We start from the raw sequence: 18,679 nt of genomic DNA, 5'->3' as shown, positions 1-18,679 counted from the left end.
CTCGTCGGGGCCGGGAGGGCGCCCGGGGGCGGACGTCAGTGCTCGTGGCGGCGCAGCCGGGTGCGGCGAGGCCCCTCCGAGGCCGGGACGCCGGCGGCCGCATCGGCGATCCGCTGCTGGTGGTCGCGGCTGAGCGAGGCCCACCACTGCGAGGCCGCCACGGGGCCGGAGTCGACCACCTCGTCGTCGTCGGACTCGAGGCCCAGGCGGTCCTTGATGGAGGCCAGCATGGCCTGGCGGCGCACCGCCTCCACCCGCGCCACGGAGTAGCCGAGCGAGCGGAACGTGGCCAGGCAGATCAGCAGCATCATCACGGAGAACGGCAGGCCGATGGTGATGGCCAGGACCTGGATCGCGGACAGGCCGCCGGCGGCCAGCAGGGCCGCGGCCATGAGCGAGGTGGCGATGGCGAAGAAGATCTTCACCGTGGCCTTCGGGTTCACGTCGCCGCCCGTGGCGAGCATGCCCATCACGAGCGAGCCCGAGTCGGCGGAGGTGATGAAGAAGATGCCCGAGAGGATGATGGCGCCGACCACGAGCATCGTGCCCGCGGGCAGCTGCTCGAGCACCTGGAAGAGCGCGGTGTTCGAGTCGATGGCGCCGTCCGCGCCCACCACGGAGGTGTACCCGGCCGGGCGGGTGGTCTCGAGGAAGATCGCGGTGCCGCCCAGGATGCCGAACCAGACCACGCCCACCATGGTGGGCACCAGCAGCACGCCGGCGATGAACTCGCGCACGGTGCGACCGCGCGAGATGCGGGCGATGAAGATGCCGACGAACGGCGTCCAGGACATCCACCAGCCCCAGTAGTACGCGCTCCAGCCGGCCTGCCACGCGTCGCCCTCGGCGCCGTAGAACGCGGAGACGTTGAGCGAGTTCGCGAAGAAGTACTGCATGTAGGAGCCGAGGGACTGCACCATCTCCTTGAACAGGAACGCGGTGGGTCCCACGATCGCGATGAACAGCAGCAGGCCGGCGGCCAGGATCAGGTTGGTGTTGGACAGCCACTTCATGCCGCGCTCCACGCCGGAGACCACGGTGTAGAGCACCACGCAGGTGACCGCGCCGATCATGGCGTACTCGAGCCAGGGGCTGTCCTCGGGCACGATGCCCAGCGCGCGCAGGCCCGCGGACATCTGGGTGACCCCGAGGCCCAGCGAGGTGGCCACGCCGAAGACGGTGCCGATGAGGGCGATGTTGTCGATCAGGTGGCCCCAGCCGCCGCGCACGCGGCGCTCGCCGATCAGCGGCTCGAAGGCCCAGCGCAGCGCGAGGGGACGGCCACGCCGGTGGATGGCCAGCGCGACCGCCACGCCCACCACCGCGTAGATCGCCCAGGGCTGCAGGCCCCAGTGCAGGAACGTGGTGGCCAGCGCCGACTGGGCGGCCTCCGCCTGGGTGGGGTTGGCGGCCGCCACGTCGGGCCGCGGATCGGTGAAGTGCATGAGCGGCTCGGTCATGCCGAAGAACACGAGGCCGATGCCCATGCCCGCCGCGAAGAGCAGGGAGAACCAGGACAGCGTAGAGAACTCGGGCTTCTCATCGGGCTTGCCCAGCGTGATCCCGCCCTTGCGGGAGAACGCGAGGTAGCCGCAGAACAGCACGAAGAACAGAGCGACGAGCGCGTACCACCACGAGAAGTTCGTGATGATGGCCTGCTGGACCAGGCCGATGCCCACGGTCATCTGGTCGGGGGCGAGCAGCGTGGCCCCCACGAAGGAGAGCACGATGACCGCGGAGGGCCAGAACACCCACGGCAGCAGGACGCGGTCGCGGGCGGCCGCGGCGGAGGTGGCAGGGGCGACGCCGGCGTCGGGGGCGGTCGCCGAGGACGGATGGTTCCCGGGTTGCTCGGGGATCATGGGCTCGGTCGAGGGCGGTGTCGGATCGCTCATCCTCCCGACCTTACGTGGTCCCGCACGCCGGCTCCCTGCCTGAGACGCGGCCGAGTGGACGGTCTCACCCGGCGGGGTGACCGCGCCCACGGCCCCGGCGCGGGCATCCCCTGGTGAGGCGTGGGCGGCCTCACTAGGGTGTGGGACACCACGACGACGGCGGCGCCGGACGGGCCCGCCCGCGAGAGGAAGGACCGCACCATGACCGACGTCCCCTTCGAGGACCGCGAGGACGAACGAGAGCTCGAGACGGACCTGCTCGCCGATCCCAACGCCGCCGGCGACCCCGCGCCGCAGGACGGCCGCGACGGCCAGCCCGTGCGCGGCGGCTCGGACGACCCGCAGCACTGGGCCGGGGAGGGACGTGCCCCGGACTCCCTGCGCAATGCGGAGTCCGCCGCCATGCACATCGAGGAGGACGCCCAGGACCGCACGCGTGCGGACGAGGGCGACGTCGAGATCCTGTGACCGCCCCTCAGCCCCGGTCGGGGACGAGGCCGGTGCGCAGGAGGGTGAGCGCCTCGTCCTGCCCGAGGAGCGGCTGACGCATCTCGGCGCGGAGGAAGTCGAGCATCGCGGCGGCCAGCGCCGGCTCTTCGGAGGCGATCGCGTCCGTCGCGATCGCGGCGTGGAAGTCGAGGGCGAACGCGGCCGTGGCGGTCTCGGCGATGCAGCTGTGGGTGGAGACGCCGCACAGCAGGAGCCGATCCACCCCGCGGCCCCGCAGCTCGGCCGCCAGTCCGGTGCCGTGGAAGGCGGAGTCCCGGGTCTTCACGACCTCGACGGCGTCCGGGGCGGCCGCCGCGACCCCGTCGAGCAGAGCGGCCTGCCGGGTGCCCGGGAAGGCGAAGCCCTCGCCGTCGGCCAGCATGTTCAACGTCCACGTGGAGCGGTCCCGCGCGTGCTCGGTCCGCACCAGGAAGACGGGACGGCCGGCCTCGTGCGCGGTCCGGAGCAGTTCCACGACCGCCGCCGTCAGCTCGGCCTGATGGGCGGCCAGCGCGGGATGCTCGAAGTAGCTGTGCTGGACGTCGATCACCACCAGCGCGGTCTCGCCGCCGGTCGCGCGGGGGGAGGGGGAATCGGGCATCGACCCAGTGTGCCCACCGCGTCGCCGCCTGTCAGCGGCCCGTCGCCCCGGACGACGAAGGCCCCCCGCGTCTGCGGGGGGCCTTCTCGAAGTGGTGGCTCCGACCGGCGTCGATCCGGTGACCTTACGATTTTCAGTCGTACGCTCTACCAACTGAGCTACAGAGCCCGGCGACCTTCGTCACCAGGACCATGCGTCACCGGACTCCGTTTCCGAATGCCGGTGATCGGACGATCCGAGCGACCCTGACGGGACTTGAACCCGCGACCTCCGCCGTGACAGGGCGGCGCGCTAACCAACTGCGCTACAGGGCCATGTTCTGTTGTTCTCGCCGCTTTCGCAACGAGTGGAAACTCTAGCAGAGCCTCCGAGCGTCGTGCAAATCCACGCTCCACGTGCCGTTCCGGCCGCCGAGGGCGGCCGTTCTGCGTACCCCCAACGGGATTCGAACCCGTGTCGCCGCCGTGAAAGGGCGGTGTCCTAGGCCTCTAGACGATAGGGGCAGGTCCGATGTCGAGATTCCCGAGGTGGACCCTGGGAGTCTATGGTGGCCGCACACCCTCCGGCAAGTCCGGCCGCCGGCCGGCCGCCCTCCGCACCGCGGAGCCCCGCACCCCCAGGAGCCGCCGTGGACCACCGCCCGTCGCCCGAGCAGCCCGCCGCCACGTGGATGAGCGAGCAGGAGTTCGACGACGCCGTCTCCGCGGCCCTCACCCGCATCCCGGACGAGCTGGCACGGCTGCTGACGAACGTCGTCGTGGTGGTGGAGGACGAGTACGAGCCGCAGCGCTGGGAGGACCCGGCCACCGAGCTGTTCGGCCTCTACGAGGGCGTGCCGCTGACCGAGCGCGCCGAGCTCGCGTGGCAGCTGCCGGACCGGATCGTGGTGTTCCGCGGTCCACTCACCCGCCACTGCACCTCCCGCGCCGAGCTCGAGGACGAGATCACCGTCACCGTCATGCACGAGGTGGGGCATTTCTTCGGCATCTCCGAGGAGCGCCTCCACGAGCTCGGCTGGGGCTGAACGCCGGTCAGGACTCCGGCTGGTCCTGGACCGGGCCGAACGAGGCGCGGCGGCCGAGGCGGACGTCCTCGCGGAACGGGACAACGAGCACCGGGCCCTTCGCGTGGTCCGCGACGCCGCGGCTCGTGGAGCCGACGATCGCACCGGCGAAGCCGCCCAGACCGCGCGTGCCCACCACGGTGAGGCGGGCGGTGGCGGTCTGGTCCACCATCACGTCCACGGGGGTGCCGTCCACGAGCTCGGTGAGGACCTCGAGGCCGGGGAACTCGGAGCTGATCCACGCGGCGCCGGCGTCGAGGCGCTCGCGCAGCTCCCGCTCGCGGGCCTCCTCGTCCAGGCTGACGGCCAGCCACGCGGCGTTCGCGCCCAGGGGCGGGACGGCGCACACGAGCTTCAGCGGCGCCTGGCGGAGGCGGGCCTCCTCAGCGGCCTCGAGAGCGGCGGCACGGCCCTGCTCGGAACCGTCGACGCCCACCACGACGGCGGTCCTGTCCCCCGCGCGGCTGGCCTCGACCCCGGCGGGGATGAGGGCGACCGGGCAGTGCGCATGGCCGGGCAGCGCGGCGGCCACCGAGCCGAGCAGGCGGCCCATGAAGCCGCCGCGGCCGCGCGCGCCCGAGACGAGCAGGGAGGCCTCGGCGGAGAGCTCCACGAGGACGCCGGCCGCGTCCCCGATCTCCACACGCAGCTCCGGACGCACCCCGTCGGCGTCGAGCTTGCCGGCGACCTCCTCCAGGAGGGCCTGCACGCCCTCACGGAGGCGGGAGTCGTCCAGGACGGCGCCGCCGGCGTCCGCGCCGTAACCCCAGTACGCGGGGATCGAGTAGGCGGTGACGAGGGTCAGCGGCTCGCCGCGCAGGCCGGCCTCGCGCTGGGCCCAGCGGGCGGCGGAGACGGACTGGTCGGAGCCGTCCACACCCACCAGGACGCCGAGCGGTGCGTCCTCACGGCGGGTGGCGGCGGGCTGGGTCTGGGCGGACATGGCGACCTCCTCGAGTCAGGCTCGACGGGCCCCGGGCGGACCCGGCCGAGTGCCTCCAGTCTACGCCTCGGGGCCCGGGACGAGTCCCGTGATCCCGGGCGCGACGCCCGCGGGGAAGCCGCGTGGATCCTCCGCGAGCCGGGCTGGGAAGGCGTCCATGCGCAGGGCACGGGCCAGGCGGTCGCGGGGGTCGGAGCCGGGCGGGGCGTCCGCGGCGGGGCGGGCCACGGGGGCGTCCGAGGCCGCCACGATGACGTTGCCGCGGCGCCGCCCCTTGAGCATGGGCGGATCCGCGATCACCTCAACGTGCTCGAACGCGGCGACGACGGCAGCCACGTCCGCCCGCACCGACGTCAGGTCCGGCCCGCCGCCCACGTTGAGCACGTACAGCCCGCCCGGGGCGAGGACCCGCGCGGCGGCGCGGGCCGCGTCCAGGCCGGTGAGGCCCGGCGGGGTGATGTGGCGGGCACCGGTCAGGTCCGTGGGGTCCGGGGCGAAGACGTCGCGGATGATCAGGTCGCGGCTGGCCGGGTGGGCCGTGGCCAGGACCTCGGCGGCGTCTGCCACGCGGATGCGCAGGGCCGGGGCGCGGGGCAGGCCGAAGCGCTCGCGGGCGAGGGCGGCCAGGCCGGCGTCGATCTCCACCGCGGTCTGGTGGGAGCCCGGGTACGCGTGGTCCACCCAGCGGGCGAGCGCGCAGCCCGCGCCGCCCAGGTGCAGGGCCCGCAGCGGCGTGGGCTCCGGCCAGTGCGCCCGGACGGCCGCGGCGGCCCAGCGCATGTACTCGAAGGCCATGCGTTCGGGGCGCTCGGGGTCCAGCGGCGAGGACTCGACGCCGTTGACGTAGAGGATGAACGCGTCCGGCTCGAAGGCGTCCTCGCGGATCTCGGCGGTGCCGTGGGTGATCGCGTGGACGCCCGGCTCGATCCCGGCGGGGCCGGCGGATCCGCCCGCGGCCCGGCCCCGGCGCGCCGACGACCGGCGGCTCACGCCGCACCGCCGTCGTGCGGGCGACGGCGCACCATCAGCTGCTCGTGCAGGCCGGCCCACGGGCCGGTCATCGGCTCCGGCGCCCCCACGGCCGCGAACCCGTGCTTGGCGTAGAACGCCACGGCCCGCGGATTCTCGGCGAGGACGCGCAGCATCGCGGGACGCTCCCCGACGACGGCGTCCAGCAGGCGCGCTCCCAGGCCGGTCCCGTACGCCTCGGCCAGGACGTAGAGCACCATGAGCTCCACATCGGGCAGGTCGGCGGGCGATGCGGCCGCGTCGTCTGCGCCCGTCCGGCCCGTCTCCGCCGCCGAGCGACGCGGGCCCGCGAGCGCCACGCCGAGCAGCCGGCCGCCGTCGTCGGCGACCCAGAGGTCTCGGTCCGGTCCGATCAGCGCGGTCCACGCGGGTACGTCCTCCGGGATCCGGGCCTCGATCGCGTCCAGGTACGCGGACGGCAGGAGCGCGCCGTAGGCCTCCCGCCACGACCGCGCCTTGACGCGCAGCAGCGCCTCGACGTCCCCGGGTGCGGCGGGGCGCACGGCCACGGGCTCAGGCACGGACTGCTCCTCCGGGCCGCCGGCGCGGCGGCCATGTCTCGAACGAAAGCGCCTCGACACGCCGCCGTTTCTCGAACGAAAGCGTCCGGGGGGCAGCGGGGAGGGGGGTCACCCGGCGTCGCCGTCGTGCGGGGCCGGGGCGGCGCGCCGTTCCTCGTCCTCGGCGAGGGCCGACTCGAGACGCTCGAGCTTGCCGTCCAGCTCGCCGGTGTGGCCGGGGCGGATGTCCGCCTTCAGCACGAGCGAGACGCGTGTGCCGTACGGGGACACGGCGTCCACGGCGGCGCGCACGACCTCCATCACCTCGTCCCACTCCCCCTCGATCTCGGTGAACATCGAGGAGGTGCGGTGCGGCAGGCCGGAGGCGCGCACCACGGCGACGGCGGCCGCGACCGCCCGGTGCACGGACGCGGTGTCCGCGTCGCCGGGCAGGTGCTCGGCGTCGGCGGGTTGGCCGGAGGGGGCGACGGAGAAGGCGACGATCATGGCACCAGTGTGCCCCGCCCCCGCCGCCGGCTCACCCCCCGAGCACCGGCTGCAGGGCCTTGATCAGCTCGTTCACGCCGATCGCCACGAACACGGCCGCGTTCAGGCCCAGCAGGGTGTTGCGGACCCAGCCGTTGCGGAACTGCCGCGGCACGTCCTTCGTGTTGTTGAGGAACAGCAGGGTCACGGCCAGGAACGGCATGAACAGGGCGCCGAGCGTGCCGTAGAGCAGGATCAGGAAGATCGGCCGGTCCAGGAACAGCAGCGCCATGGGCGGCAGGGTCAGCCACAGCAGGAAGAAGCGGCCGGGCTTCGAGGACAGCGACGGCGCGTCGTCCTGGTCCAGCTCCGCGGCGGGCCGGCGGAAGTTCGTCCAGAAGTCCGCGAACATCAGCGAGACGCCGTGCCACACGCCCAGCAGGGAGGAGAAGGACGCGGCGAAGAATCCGATGAGGAACACCGTGGACCACACCGAGCCGTAGCGCTCGGCCAGCACGCCGCCGAGGTCGAGCAGGCCCTTGTCGCCCGAGGAGATCGCCAGCCCCGCCGAGTGCAGCAGCTCCACGCCCATGATCATGGTGGCGATCACGAAGATGCCCGTGAGGATGTACGAGGTCGCGTTGTCGAACCGCATGACCTTCAGGTACTTCGGGACGTTCCAGCCCTTCTCGCGCAGCCAGTAGCCGTAGGCCGCGAGCGTGATGGTGCCGCCGACGCCGCCGGCGAGGCCGAGCACGTAGAACATGACGTCCGGGTCGCCGGAGGGCAGGCGCGGCACGAGACCGGCCAGGATCTCGCCCAGGTTCGGGGCCGTCAGCGCCGCGGAGAGCAGCACGGTCACGAACATGACGCCGATCAGCACCGTCATGAGCCACTCGATGAGCCGGTACTTGTCCAGCCAGACCAGTCCCAGGCCGATCAGGCCCGCGGCGATCGCGAACACCTTGCTGTCCACACCGGGGAACAGCGCCGCGAGCGGCAGGGCGGTGGAGGACATCGCCGTCGCCCCGTACACGATGCCCCAGATGAGGATGTACGGGCCGAAGTACCAGGACGTCCAGGCCCCGAGGGTGCGCCAGCCCTGGAAGATCGTCTTGCCGGTGGACAGGTACCAGCGGCCCACGCCCTCCACGAGCACGATCTTGAAGATCACGCCCAGGATCACGGCCCACAGGAGCATGTAGCCGTAGCGGGAGCCGGCGGTGAGGGTGGCCACGAGGTCCGCGGCGCCCACGCCCGTGGCGGCCGCCACGATGCCGGGTCCCAGCGAGTTCCACTTCGGCCGGATGGGGGTCTCGTTGAGCTCGGCGTCCGTGAACCCGATGATGTCGGGGTTGTGCACGGGGCGGCCGCGGTCGGCTCTCGTTGCCATGGGAGGGTCCTTGATGCTTGACGGGGCGAGTGCAGTCATGTGTGTCACGCGCGTGAGAGACACGCCTCACTCACGTCGATCCGCGTCGGCCGGGACGGGCCCCGACGCCGCGGCCTCGGTACCGTGAACGACGAGCCCCGTCCTCCACCGGAAGGTCCGCCATGCCCCAGGGAATCTTCGTCTCCACCACGTCCACCGGCGCCGGCAAGTCCCTCGTCAGCCTGGGCCTGGCCGACTCGCTGTACCGGCGCTCCGGCACGGTGGGCTACTTCCGCCCCGTGGTGCCCGGCGACGACGTGGAGACCGACCCCATGGTGCTGCTGATGCGCGAGCAGTACGGCCTCTCCCCGGAGCAGGCCCGCGGCGGCCTCACCGCGGCCGAGGCCCGCACCCTCATGGCCGAGGGCCGCGGCGACGAGGTCCAGCAGCGCTGCGTGGAGCAGTACGACGCCATGCGGGCGGCGGGCGGCGTCGTGGTGGTGGAGGGCACCGACCTGATCAGCCCGGACCCGGCCGCCGACCTCGACCTCAACGCCCAGCTCGCCCGCAACCTCGGCACCCCCGTGGTCGCCGTGGTCTCCGGCGCGGACCTGACACCCGAGCAGGCGGCCGACGTCGTGGACCTGGCCCGGCGCACCCTCGACGACGCCGGCGTCGAGCTGCTGGCCGTCATGGTCAACCGCGCGGACCCCCGTGACCTCGACGCCGTCGGCGCGGCCGTGCGCCCCGGCCGCCACGCCTGGCCCGTGTACGTGCTGCCCGAGCTGACCGAGCTCGCGCACCCCTCGGTGGCCGAGGTGGCGGACGCGCTCGGGCTCGAGCAGATGGCCGGGCAGGAGACGCTGGACCGCGACGTCGCCGAGGTCAAGGCCGTCTCCATGGAGGGCGGCAACTTCCTCGAGGTCCTGCGCGAGGGCGCGCTCGTGATCGTCTCCGGCGACCGCTCCGACGCGATCCTGGCCACCGTGGCCTCCTCGCTGACCCCGGACTTCCCCACCCCCTCCGGCATGATCCTCACCAACGGCATCCTCCCGAACCGCCAGCTCCAGCGGCTCTACCTGGGCGCGGCCTTCCCCGTGTTCGTCACCCACGACGACACGTTCACCACCGCCGCGAAGGTCTCCCGGGTGCGCTCCGAGCTCTCCAGCGCCCAGCCCCGCAAGACCGCCGCCGCCCTGGGCACCTGGCACCAGCGCGTGGACGGGGACGAGCTGCTGGCCCGCTTCGACCTGCCACGCACCGACGTCGTCACCCCTCTGCGCTTCCTGCACGAGCTGGTCTCCCGCGCCCGCGCGGACCGCCGCCGGATCGTGCTGCCCGAGGGCGAGGATGCCCGCGTGCTGCGCGCCGCCGAGATCCTCCAGCGCCGCGACGTCTGCGACCTCGTGGTGCTCGGCCCGGCCGCCGCCGTGCGGGAGCTGGCCTCCCGCGAGGGCGTGGACCTGAGCGGGATCGAGCTCGTGGACCCCGCCGACTCCCCGGACCTGGAGCGCTACGCGCAGGAGTACGCCCGGCTGCGCGCCCACAAGGGCGTGGACGCCGAGCGCGCCCGCGAGGTCATGCAGGAGGGCGCCTACTTCGGCACGATGATGGTCCACCTGGGCGACGTGGACGGCATGGTCTCCGGCGCCGCCCACACCACCGCCAACACCATCCGCCCCGCGCTGGAGTTCGTGAAGACGAAGCCGGGCGTCTCGATCGTCTCCTCGGTGTTCTTCATGCTGCTGCCGGACCGCGCCCTCGTGTACGGCGACTGCGCCGTGAACCCGGACCCGGACGCGCAGCAGCTCGCGGACATCGCCGTGGCGTCCGCGGCCACCGCCGCCCAGTTCGGGGTGGACCCGCGCGTCGCCATGCTCTCCTACTCCACGGGCGCCTCCGGCTCCGGGCAGTCCGTGGACAAGGTCCGCGCCGCCACGGAGCTCGTGAGGGAGCGCGCCCCCGAGCTGAAGGTGGAGGGCCCGCTGCAGTACGACGCCGCCGTCAACGCCTCCGTCGCGGCCTCGAAGATGCCCGGCTCCGAGGTGGCCGGCCAGGCCACCGTGTTCGTGTTCCCGGACCTGAACACCGGCAACAACACCTACAAGGCCGTCCAGCAGTCCTCCGGGGCGGTCGCCGTCGGGCCCGTGCTGCAGGGCCTGAACAAGCCCGTCAACGACCTCTCCCGCGGCACCACCGTGGAGGACATCGTCAACACCGTCGCCATCACCGCCATCCAGGCCCAGGCCCAGGGCTGACGCCCCGGAAGGAGTCCCCCGTGCTCGTCCTCGTCATCAACTCCGGCTCGTCGTCCCTGAAGTACCAGCTCCGTGAGCTGGCCGACGACGGCACGGACGCCCCGGTGCCCGTCCTCGCCCAGGGCCTGGTGGAGCGCATCGGCGTCCCCGGCTCCGGCGTGCCGGACCACGCCGCCGCCCTCGAGCAGGTGGAGGCCGAGCTGGCCGAGGCGACCGGCGGGCGCACCATCGACGCCGCCGGCCACCGCGTGGTCCACGGCGGCGAGCGGTTCACCGCCCCGGCCCGGGTGACCAACGAGGTGATCCGCGCGATCGAGCGCCTCGCCCCGCTGGCCCCGCTGCACAACCCCGCCGCCGCCCAGGGGCTGCGCGCCATGGCCGAGCGCTGGCCGGACATGCCCCAGGTGGTCGTGTTCGACACCTCGTTCCACCAGACCATGCCCCGCGAGGCCTGGCAGTACGCCCTGCCGGACGAGGTCTACACGGAGCACGGCATCCGCCGCTACGGCTTCCACGGCACGAGCCACGACCTCGTCACCGGCCTCGCCGCGGAGCATCTGGGCATCCCGCGGGGGGAGTTCCGGGCCGTGGTGCTGCACCTGGGCAACGGCGCCTCCGCCACCGCCATCCGCGACGGCGTCTCCGTGGACACCTCCATGGGCTACACCCCGCTGGCCGGCCTGGTGATGGGCACCCGCTCCGGCGACCTGGACCCCTCCGTGGTCACCCACCTCATGCGGAACCACGGCTACGACGCCGAGGAGCTGGACACCCTCATGAACAGGCGCTCCGGCCTGCTGGGCCTGGCCGGGGAGGCGGACATGCGCCAGGTGCTGGAGAACGCCGCCTCCGGGGACGGCCGCGCCCGCAACGCCCTGGACGTGGCCTCCTACCGGCTGGCCAAGTACGTGGGCGGCTACCACGTGGCCGTGGGCGGGGCGCAGGCGATCGTGTTCACCGCCGGGATCGGCGAGAACTCGGCTCCGTTCCGGGCGCGCGTGCTCGACCGGCTCGAGGCGCTCGGGGTGGCCTACGAGGCCGAGGCCAACCGCGCCCGCGTGGCCGGGCCCCACACGATCTCCGCGCCGGAGTCGGCGATCCCGGTGCTCGTGGTCCCCACGGACGAGGAGCAGGCGATCGCCCGCTTGACGTGGGAGCTCGCCCGCTGAGCACCGCGCCCGACCGTCCGACCGACGCCCAGCGACATCACCGCCGGTCCGCCCGGCGGTGATGTCGCTGCGGCTCGGTCGACACGAACGGGGCGCTTCTGCACCCGACCGTCCGGCCCGGTCAGCGCTCAGACGTGGGTGCCGTCCGCCTCGACGGCGATGCCCAGCTCGTTGCCCGGGATCGAGGCGAGCAGGCGGCGGGTGTACGGGTGCCGGGGGTTGGTGAAGACCTCCTCCGAGCTGGCCGCCTCCACCACCTCGCCGTCCTTCATCACGCACACGTAGTCCGAGATGAGGCGCACCACCGCGAGGTCGTGCGAGATGAACAGGTAGCTCAGCCCCAGCTCGTCCTGCAGGCGGCGCAGCAGCGTGAGGATCTGGTCCTGCACGAGCACGTCCAGCGCGGAGACCGGCTCGTCGCACACGATCAGCTCGGGGTTCAGCGCGAGCGCACGGGCGATCGCCACGCGCTGGCGCTGCCCGCCCGAGAGCTCGGCCGGGTACCGGCGGTGGAAGTGCGAGGGCAGGGCCACCTGGTCCATGAGCTCGAGCACGCGCGCCCGCCGCTGCCTGGCGTTGCCCCGCCGGTACGTCTGCAGCGGCTCCTCGATGATCCGGCCCACCGTGAACGAGGGGTTGAGCGAGGAGAAGGGGTCCTGGAACACGGCCTGCACGCGCTGCCGGAAGTCCTTGAGCCCCTCCCCCTTCAGCGCCAGCACGTCCTTGCCCTCGAAGCTGATCTCGCCCGAGGTCGGCTCGATCAGCTTGAGCAGCATGCGCGCCGTCGTCGTCTTGCCGGAGCCGGACTCGCCGACGATCGAGACGGTCTTCCCGCGCGGGATCTTCAGGGACACGTCCTTGGCGGCCGTGAAGTCCTCGTGCCCGCGCACCGGGTAGACCTTCGTCAGGTCGCGGATCTCCACGAGCGGCGTGAGGTCCTTCTTGGCCAGGGCCACGGTGGACAGCGCCGCCGTGTCGTCCTCCTTCAGCGCCGCCGGCGCGGGGTCGAACGCCTCCGGCAGCAGCCGGGCCGCCGCCACGGACGGCGCCGCGGCCACGAGGGACCGGGTGTACGCGTGCTGCGGGTCCTCGAGGATGGCCCGCGCGTCGCCGGACTCCACCACGCGCCCGCGGTGCATCACCACGAGCTGCTGGGCGCGCTCCGCCGCGAGACCGAGGTCATGGGTGATCAGCAGCACCGAGCTGCCCAGCTCCCGGGTCATCTCGCCGATCTGGTCGAGGATCACCTGCTGCACGGTCACGTCCAGGGCCGACGTCGGCTCGTCCGCGATCAGCAGCTGCGGACGGCACGCCAGGCCGATGGCGATCAGCACGCGCTGGCGCAGGCCGCCCGAGAGCTCGTGTGGGTACTGCTTGGCCCGCCGCGCCGGCTCGGGGATGCCGGCGCGCTCCATGACCTCCACGACCTTGCCGGCCACGTCCTTCTTGGTGGCCAGCCCGTGGGTCAGCAGGGTCTCGCCGATCTGCTGGCCCACGCGCGTCACCGGGTTGAGGTTGGACATGGGGTCCTGCGGCACCAGGCCGATGCGCCGACCGCGGATGCGCCGCATCTTCGCGTCGGACAGGCCCACGAGCTCCTCGCCCGCGAACCGCACGGACCCGCCGGTGACCCGGCCGTTGCCCGGCAGCAGGCCGATCGCGGCCATCGCGGTGGTGGACTTGCCCGAGCCGGACTCGCCCACGATCGCCAGCGTCCCGCCGGCGGGCAGCGTCAGGGACGCGCCCTCCACGGCCTGCACGGTGCCCTGCTGGGTGGTGAACTCCACATCCAGGTCGCGGATCTCCAGCAGCGGGGCGCCGACCGCGGGGACCGCGGGCGTCGCACCGGGGCCGGGCGCGCCGTCGTCGTGCTTGGGGTCCATGGTCAGCGCCTCCGGGAGGTCGGGTCGAGGGCCTCGCGCAGGGACTCGCCCAGCAGGGTGAAGCCGAGCGCGGTGATGGCGATGCACAGGCCGGGCAGGAACGCGAGCCACGGGTTGATGCCCAGCTCGGCCTGCGCGTAGGTGAGCATGCGGCCCCACTCGGCGGTCTCGGGGCGGCCGCCGCCGAGGCCGAGGAAGGACAGGGCGGCCGCGTCGATCACGGCCGTGGCCAGGGTGAGCGTGGCCTGCACGATCACGGGGCCCAGCGAGTTCGGCAGCACGTGGGACATCGTGATCCGCCCGCGCGAGAGGCCGAGGGTCTGCGCCGCGAGCACGTAGTCCGACCCCTTCTGCGTGAGCATCGAGGAACGCAGCAGCCGCGCGAACACGGGCACCTGCGCCACCCCGATCGCGATCATCACCGCGAACGGGGTCTGCCCGAGGATCGCCGCGATGGACACCGCCAGCAGCAGGTTGGGCACCGAGAGCAGGATGTCCACGACGCGCATCACCACGGAGTCCACCCAGCCGCCGAACGTGCCGGCCAGCAGGCCGAGCAGCATGCCGCCGGCCAGGCCGAACGCCGTCGAGATGACGCCGATGAGCAGCGAGGCCTGCGCGCCCCAGATCAGCTTGGAGAGCACGTCCCCGCCGAAGCGGTCCAGGCCCAGCGGGTAGCCGGCCACCTCGCCGGGGCCGGGCACGTGGGTGGGGCGAATCTCGCGCATGCCGGGTGTGGCCGTGCCCGCGTACGGGGCCAGCACCGGGGCGAGGACGGCCACGAGCACGAAGAGCAGCACGATCACGGTGCCGGCGATCGCGGCCGGGTTGCGGCGCAGCCGCTGGAACGCGGCGCCCCACACGGAGGTGCCGCGGGCGTCCGCGGCGGCCTCGGTGGACGCCTGGGTGGCCCCGGCCTCGACGGGCGCCAGCGCGTGGTCGACGGCGTGCTCGGTGGGTCCGCCGCCGGGGCTGGGGGGCAGGTTCACGCTCATGAGACACGCACCCTCGGGTCGATGAGGCCGTAGGAGACGTCCACGACCAGGTTGATCAGCGAGTAGAGCAGGGCGATGAAGATGATGAAGCCCTGCAGCACCGGGAAGTCGAGCTGGAAGATCGCCTGGGCGAGGAACCGGCCGATCCCGTTGAACGCGAACACCGTCTCGGTGAGCACCGCCCCGGAGATCAGCAGGCCCAGCTGCAGGCCGAGCGTGGTGCTCACCGGCAGCAGGGCGTTGCGCATGATGAACCGGTCCCGGATCAGGCGCGGGGCCAGGCCCTTGGCGCGGGCCGTGCGCACGAAGTCCGCGTCCTGCACGTCCAGCACGGAGGCGCGGGTGATGCGCGCGATGATCGCCAGCGGGATGGTGCCCAGCGCGATGCCGGGCAGCACCAGGTGGGTCAGCGCATTCAGGGCCGCGTCCCACTCGGCGGTGATGATGCCGTCCCACACGTAGAAGTTCGTGTAGTGGGTGGCGTCGATCCGCGGGTCCTGCCGGCCGTCCGTGGGCAGCCAGCCCAGCTTCACCGCGAACACCCACTTGAGGATGAACGCCAGGAAGAACACGGGCACCACCACGCCGATCAGGGACAGCACGACGGCGACGTCGTCCTGCCACCGGCCCACATGGCGGGCGGCCCAGTAGCCGAGCGGGATGCCGATGGCCACCGCGAACACGATCGCGAAGATCGAGAGCTCCAGCGTGGCCGGGAAGCGGTCCGCGAACTCCTCGACCACGGACCGATTCGTCATGGTCGACGTGCCGAAGTCGCCGCGCAGCAGCCGCCCCATGTAGGTGACGTACTGCTCGAGCAGGGGCTTGTCGAAGCCGTACGCCGCGTTCACCCGGGCCACGGCCTCGGGGGTGGCGCGGTCGCCGAGCAGGGCGGTGGCGGGGCCGCCGGGCAGGCTGCGGACCCACACGAACAGCAGGACGGACAGTCCGAACAGGGTGGGGATCAGCAGCAGCAGGCGCTTGCCGATGAGTCTGAGCACGAGGGGCCTCCATGCCGGCGCGGGGGCCGGGCCGGTCGGTGCGAGGGACGGGCGGTGGCGGGCGGGCCCGCGACGACGGCGCCGGGGCGCGGCGCCGTCGTCGCCGGTGGGGCGGGTCGTCCCCGGCCCGCCGGGCTCACTCGGTCAGGTCGATCTCGTTGAAGACCTCGTCGTTGACCGGGCTCGCCGGGTAGGAGGCCACGCGCTTGTCGAAGGCCAGCGACGGGGCCGGGTGGGCGAGCGGGACCGCCGGGACGATCTCGGAGATCTGCTCGTTGATCTCCTGGTACTTCGGCGTCTGCTCCTCGAGCGTCGGGATCTGGCGGGCCTCCTCGAGGGCGGAGAACAGCTCCTCGTCGGTGAAGCCGAACTCGGGCTTCTCCTGGCCGAAGAACACGCCCACGAAGTTGTCCGTGTCGTTGTAGTCGCCGGTCCAGCCCAGCAGGTGGATGCCGTGGTCCGCGGTGCCCTGCACCTGGTCGAGGTAGTCCGGGCTCCACTTGGCCGGCTTCGCGTTCACCGTGATGCCCACCTCGGCCAGCTGGCTCGAGAGGTTGGAGAACGCCTGCTCGGGGGTCGGCATGTACGGGCGCGAGACGCCGGTGGGGTAGTTGAAGTCGATCGTGAAGCCGTCCGGGTAGCCGGCCTCGGCGAGCAGCGCCTTGGCCTTGGCGGGGTCGTGCTCGTACGTGGTGACGTCCTCGCTGTAGCCGTTCACCGACTTCGGGATGAACTGGGTGGCGGGCTCCGTGCCCTCGGGAAGGGTCTGCGCGATGAGGGCGTCCTTGTCGATCGCGTGGGCGATCGCCTGGCGCACCCGGACGTCCTGGAGCTCCTCCTTCTCCTGGTTCAGGCCCAGGTAGAGGATGGTGAACGGGTCTCGGGCCACCACGTTGAAGCCGGCCTCGGACAGGGCCGCGGTGTCCGCGGGGGCCACGAGGTCGTAGCCGTCGATGTCCCCGGCCTCGAGCGCCTGACGGCGGGCCACCGGGTCGTCGATCACGCGGAAGGTGATGTCCGTGACCTCGCCGCCCTCGCCCCAGTAGTCCTCGTTGGCGGTGAGCTTGACGTCCTCGCCCACGCTCCAGGACTCGAACTTGTAGGGGCCGGTGCCGGTGGGGTGTGCCCGGGCGTACTCGGACATCTGGGGCGACTCGGCGGTGCCGCCGACCTCGTCCGCCTTGTACTCCTCGAGCGCCTTCGGCGACTGCATGGCGAAGGCCGGCAGGGACAGGGAGGAGATGAAGCCCGCGAACGGCTGCGCCAGCGTGATCTTCGCCTCGTGCTCGCCGGTGGCCTCGCACTCCTTGTAGACGGCGTCCTCGGGCTTGTCCGCGAAGCCGCGGAACAGCTTGCCGTAGTAGTACGAGAGGGTCTCCGACTGCTGGATGCCCGTGAAGTTGTACCAGCGGTCGAAGTTGGCGCACACGGCCTCCCCGTTGAACGGCTCGCCGTCGTGGAAGGTCACGCCCTCCTTCAGCTGGAACGTGTGGGTCAGGCCGTCCTCCGAGGACTCCCAGGACTCGGCCAGCAGCGGCGCGGGGTCCGCGGTGCCCGGCTTCGTGCCCACGAGGCCCTCGAAGATCTGACGGGAGACCCGGAAGGTCTCGCCGTCGGAGGCGAAGGCCGGGTCCAGGGTCTTCGGGTCGGAGGAGGCGGCGAAGATGAACGAGCCGTCCACTTGGGCGGCGTCGCCCCCGCCCGAGCCGCCGGAGCCGCCGCCGTCGCGCTGGCTCTGGGCGCAGCCGGTGACGAGCAGGGCGCCGGCCGCGGTGAGCGCGGCGGCGGACAGGAGTCGGTGACGCAGACGGGTGGCCATGGGGGCTCCTCCGGGAGAGGTCTCAGCCGAGACGCGGGTGCGAGGGGACCGCGCCGTCGGGTGTGACCTCGGGCACGCTCCTGGACGTGACTATAGCCACAAGCGCGGGCAGGAACGCAACGCAGGCCGCGTCTGCGCGTGCGGCACGGCGCCCTCAGGCCCCGGTGGGCACCCACTCCCGACGCGCGGCGGCCCGCTCGCGGACCCAGCGCAGCACGTCCTCCGGACGGTTGGTGGTGAGCTCCTGCACCCCCTGGGCGAGGAGGAAATCGGCGTCCTCGCGCTCGTCGACGGTCCACACCCGCAGCCGCCGCCCCGCCGCCAGCCACGCCTTCACGTCCGCCAGGTGCTCCCGCACGTAGGCCACGGAGGGCCCCGCCAGCCCGGCCCGGCCGCGCCAGACGAGCGCCTCGGACCCGGCCAGCGACTGACGCGCCGCCGCACGCACCGCCGCCCGGCTCAGCGGCCCCCGCGCGAGCCGGGTCGGCAGCTCCGTCGGCATGAGGTCCATCAGGGGGCAGAGGGGGTCCGTGCCGGCCAGCGGCGCCACGTGGCGCAGCGCGTCCGGGTGGAAGCTCATGAGGGACACCTGCACCTGACCCACCCGGCCGGTCTCCGGGTCCCAGCCGGCCCGCAGCAGCTCCCGCAGCACCCGCTCCTCGAGCTCGTGCCCGAACGGGGAGGGGTGCTTGAGCTCCACGGCCAGGTGCAGCGGCCGGCCCGCGGCCGTCGCGATCGCCAGGAGGTCGGCCAGGGTGAGCACCTGCTCCCCCGCGCCGCCGTACACGGCGGGCGGCGCCGTCGTCGTGGCGGGCTCGGCCCCCGGACGCCGGGCGTGCCACGAGAGGACGTCGAGGCCGCGCAGACGATCCAGCGTGTGGTCCGCGACGGCGCCGCGCCCGTCCGAGGTGCGGTCCACGGTGGGGTCATGCCAGCAGACGACCTCGCGGTCCCGCGTGAGCTGGACGTCGCATTCGAGACCGTCCGCGCCCACGGCGAGGGCGTGGAGCATGGCGGCGCGGGTGTGCTCGGGGAAGGCGGCGGAGGCACCGCGGTGTGCGATCACGAGAGCGGGCACGCGGCCAGGCTAGGGAGCGCGAGTGCCGGCCACGTCACCGCAGGGTGCCCGGCTGGTTAACTGGTGGGGACCATTCGGTGCGCGCGATCAGGAGCCTC

At 73.0% G+C, this 18,679-nt stretch carries 16 protein-coding genes and 3 tRNA genes; 4 read left to right on the top strand and 15 right to left on the bottom strand.

Annotated features, from left to right (window positions below; all coding sequences use genetic code 11):
• Window positions 1–35: 35 nt before the first annotated feature.
• On the bottom strand, window positions 36–1,895 hold the full coding sequence (locus tag ABIB16_RS06550) for a BCCT family transporter (protein ID WP_217565077.1): 1,860 nt from the start codon (window positions 1,893–1,895) through the stop codon (window positions 36–38).
• 201 nt (window positions 1,896–2,096) lie between these two features.
• On the opposite strand from ABIB16_RS06550, the gene ABIB16_RS06545 reads away from it, so the two are divergent.
• Window positions 2,097–2,363: a hypothetical protein gene (locus ABIB16_RS06545; RefSeq protein ID WP_049147831.1), complete on the top strand. Its 267-nt coding sequence runs from the start codon at window positions 2,097–2,099 to the stop codon at window positions 2,361–2,363.
• 7 nt (window positions 2,364–2,370) lie between these two features.
• On the opposite strand, the gene ABIB16_RS06540 is transcribed toward ABIB16_RS06545, so the two are convergent.
• The 4 genes from ABIB16_RS06540 to ABIB16_RS06525 all read right to left on the bottom strand — a co-directional run bounded on the left by ABIB16_RS06540 (window position 2,371) and on the right by ABIB16_RS06525 (window position 3,488).
• On the bottom strand, window positions 2,371–2,985 hold the full coding sequence (locus ABIB16_RS06540; protein ID WP_115165509.1) for a cysteine hydrolase family protein: 615 nt from the start codon (window positions 2,983–2,985) through the stop codon (window positions 2,371–2,373).
• Between the two features lie 92 nt (window positions 2,986–3,077).
• Window positions 3,078–3,153 (bottom strand) — tRNA-Phe (locus ABIB16_RS06535).
• A 72-nt stretch (window positions 3,154–3,225) separates the two neighbouring features.
• A tRNA-Asp gene (locus tag ABIB16_RS06530) sits at window positions 3,226–3,299 on the bottom strand.
• Between the two features lie 116 nt (window positions 3,300–3,415).
• A tRNA-Glu gene (locus ABIB16_RS06525) sits at window positions 3,416–3,488 on the bottom strand.
• 125 nt (window positions 3,489–3,613) lie between these two features.
• Between ABIB16_RS06525 and ABIB16_RS06520 the strand changes: the two genes are divergently transcribed.
• The gene (locus tag ABIB16_RS06520) at window positions 3,614–4,009 is read left to right on the top strand and encodes a metallopeptidase family protein (RefSeq protein ID WP_098093816.1); all 396 of its coding nucleotides are present in this window, start codon (window positions 3,614–3,616) and stop codon (window positions 4,007–4,009) included.
• Between the two features lie 7 nt (window positions 4,010–4,016).
• Here the strand turns inward: ABIB16_RS06520 and ABIB16_RS06515 are convergent, their stop codons facing one another.
• The 5 genes from ABIB16_RS06515 to ABIB16_RS06495 form a co-directional block, all read right to left on the bottom strand.
• The gene (locus ABIB16_RS06515) at window positions 4,017–4,991 is read right to left on the bottom strand and encodes a universal stress protein (RefSeq protein WP_098093818.1); all 975 of its coding nucleotides are present in this window, start codon (window positions 4,989–4,991) and stop codon (window positions 4,017–4,019) included.
• Window positions 4,992–5,051: 60 nt separating this feature from the next.
• The gene (locus tag ABIB16_RS06510) at window positions 5,052–5,981 is read right to left on the bottom strand and encodes a spermidine synthase (protein ID WP_044658645.1); all 930 of its coding nucleotides are present in this window, start codon (window positions 5,979–5,981) and stop codon (window positions 5,052–5,054) included.
• Window positions 5,978–6,541: a GNAT family N-acetyltransferase gene (locus ABIB16_RS06505; RefSeq protein ID WP_354436133.1), complete on the bottom strand. Its 564-nt coding sequence runs from the start codon at window positions 6,539–6,541 to the stop codon at window positions 5,978–5,980. Before ABIB16_RS06505 ends, ABIB16_RS06510 begins: the two co-directional genes overlap by 4 nt.
• A 108-nt stretch (window positions 6,542–6,649) precedes the next feature.
• Window positions 6,650–7,027, bottom strand: coding sequence for a thiamine-binding protein (locus tag ABIB16_RS06500; RefSeq protein ID WP_354436132.1), 378 nt, complete (start codon window positions 7,025–7,027; stop codon window positions 6,650–6,652).
• Between the two features lie 31 nt (window positions 7,028–7,058).
• Complete coding sequence (locus ABIB16_RS06495; protein ID WP_354436131.1) at window positions 7,059–8,399, bottom strand: Nramp family divalent metal transporter; 1,341 nt, start codon at window positions 8,397–8,399, stop codon at window positions 7,059–7,061.
• A gap of 161 nt (window positions 8,400–8,560) precedes the next feature.
• Here ABIB16_RS06495 and pta point away from each other — a divergent pair, with 161 nt between their 5' ends.
• Window positions 8,561–10,636 (top strand): phosphate acetyltransferase, encoded by a 2,076-nt coding sequence (pta, locus tag ABIB16_RS06490; protein WP_354436130.1) that lies wholly within the window; start codon window positions 8,561–8,563, stop codon window positions 10,634–10,636.
• Window positions 10,637–10,656: 20 nt separating this feature from the next.
• On the top strand, window positions 10,657–11,805 hold the full coding sequence (locus tag ABIB16_RS06485) for an acetate/propionate family kinase (protein ID WP_061867612.1): 1,149 nt from the start codon (window positions 10,657–10,659) through the stop codon (window positions 11,803–11,805).
• Window positions 11,806–11,933: 128 nt separating this feature from the next.
• Here ABIB16_RS06485 and ABIB16_RS06480 read toward each other — a convergent pair whose 3' ends face one another.
• The 5 genes from ABIB16_RS06480 to ABIB16_RS06460 all read right to left on the bottom strand — a co-directional run bounded on the left by ABIB16_RS06480 (window position 11,934) and on the right by ABIB16_RS06460 (window position 18,581).
• The gene (locus ABIB16_RS06480; protein ID WP_354436129.1) at window positions 11,934–13,688 is read right to left on the bottom strand and encodes a dipeptide ABC transporter ATP-binding protein; all 1,755 of its coding nucleotides are present in this window, start codon (window positions 13,686–13,688) and stop codon (window positions 11,934–11,936) included.
• A gap of 2 nt (window positions 13,689–13,690) precedes the next feature.
• On the bottom strand, window positions 13,691–14,683 hold the full coding sequence (locus tag ABIB16_RS06475; RefSeq protein ID WP_230259971.1) for an ABC transporter permease: 993 nt from the start codon (window positions 14,681–14,683) through the stop codon (window positions 13,691–13,693).
• Window positions 14,680–15,684, bottom strand: coding sequence for an ABC transporter permease (locus tag ABIB16_RS06470; RefSeq protein WP_354436128.1), 1,005 nt, complete (start codon window positions 15,682–15,684; stop codon window positions 14,680–14,682). Before ABIB16_RS06470 ends, ABIB16_RS06475 begins: the two co-directional genes overlap by 4 nt.
• Before the next feature lie 136 nt (window positions 15,685–15,820).
• The gene (locus tag ABIB16_RS06465; protein WP_354436127.1) at window positions 15,821–17,503 is read right to left on the bottom strand and encodes an ABC transporter substrate-binding protein; all 1,683 of its coding nucleotides are present in this window, start codon (window positions 17,501–17,503) and stop codon (window positions 15,821–15,823) included.
• A gap of 154 nt (window positions 17,504–17,657) precedes the next feature.
• On the bottom strand, window positions 17,658–18,581 hold the full coding sequence (locus tag ABIB16_RS06460; protein WP_354436126.1) for a glycerophosphodiester phosphodiesterase: 924 nt from the start codon (window positions 18,579–18,581) through the stop codon (window positions 17,658–17,660).
• Window positions 18,582–18,679 lie beyond the last annotated feature (98 nt).

The organism is Micrococcus sp. UYEF5 (genome assembly GCF_040546065.1).
Lineage (GTDB): Bacteria > Actinomycetota > Actinomycetes > Actinomycetales > Micrococcaceae > Micrococcus > Micrococcus luteus.
This window is presented reverse-complemented; position numbering and strand designations above follow the sequence as displayed.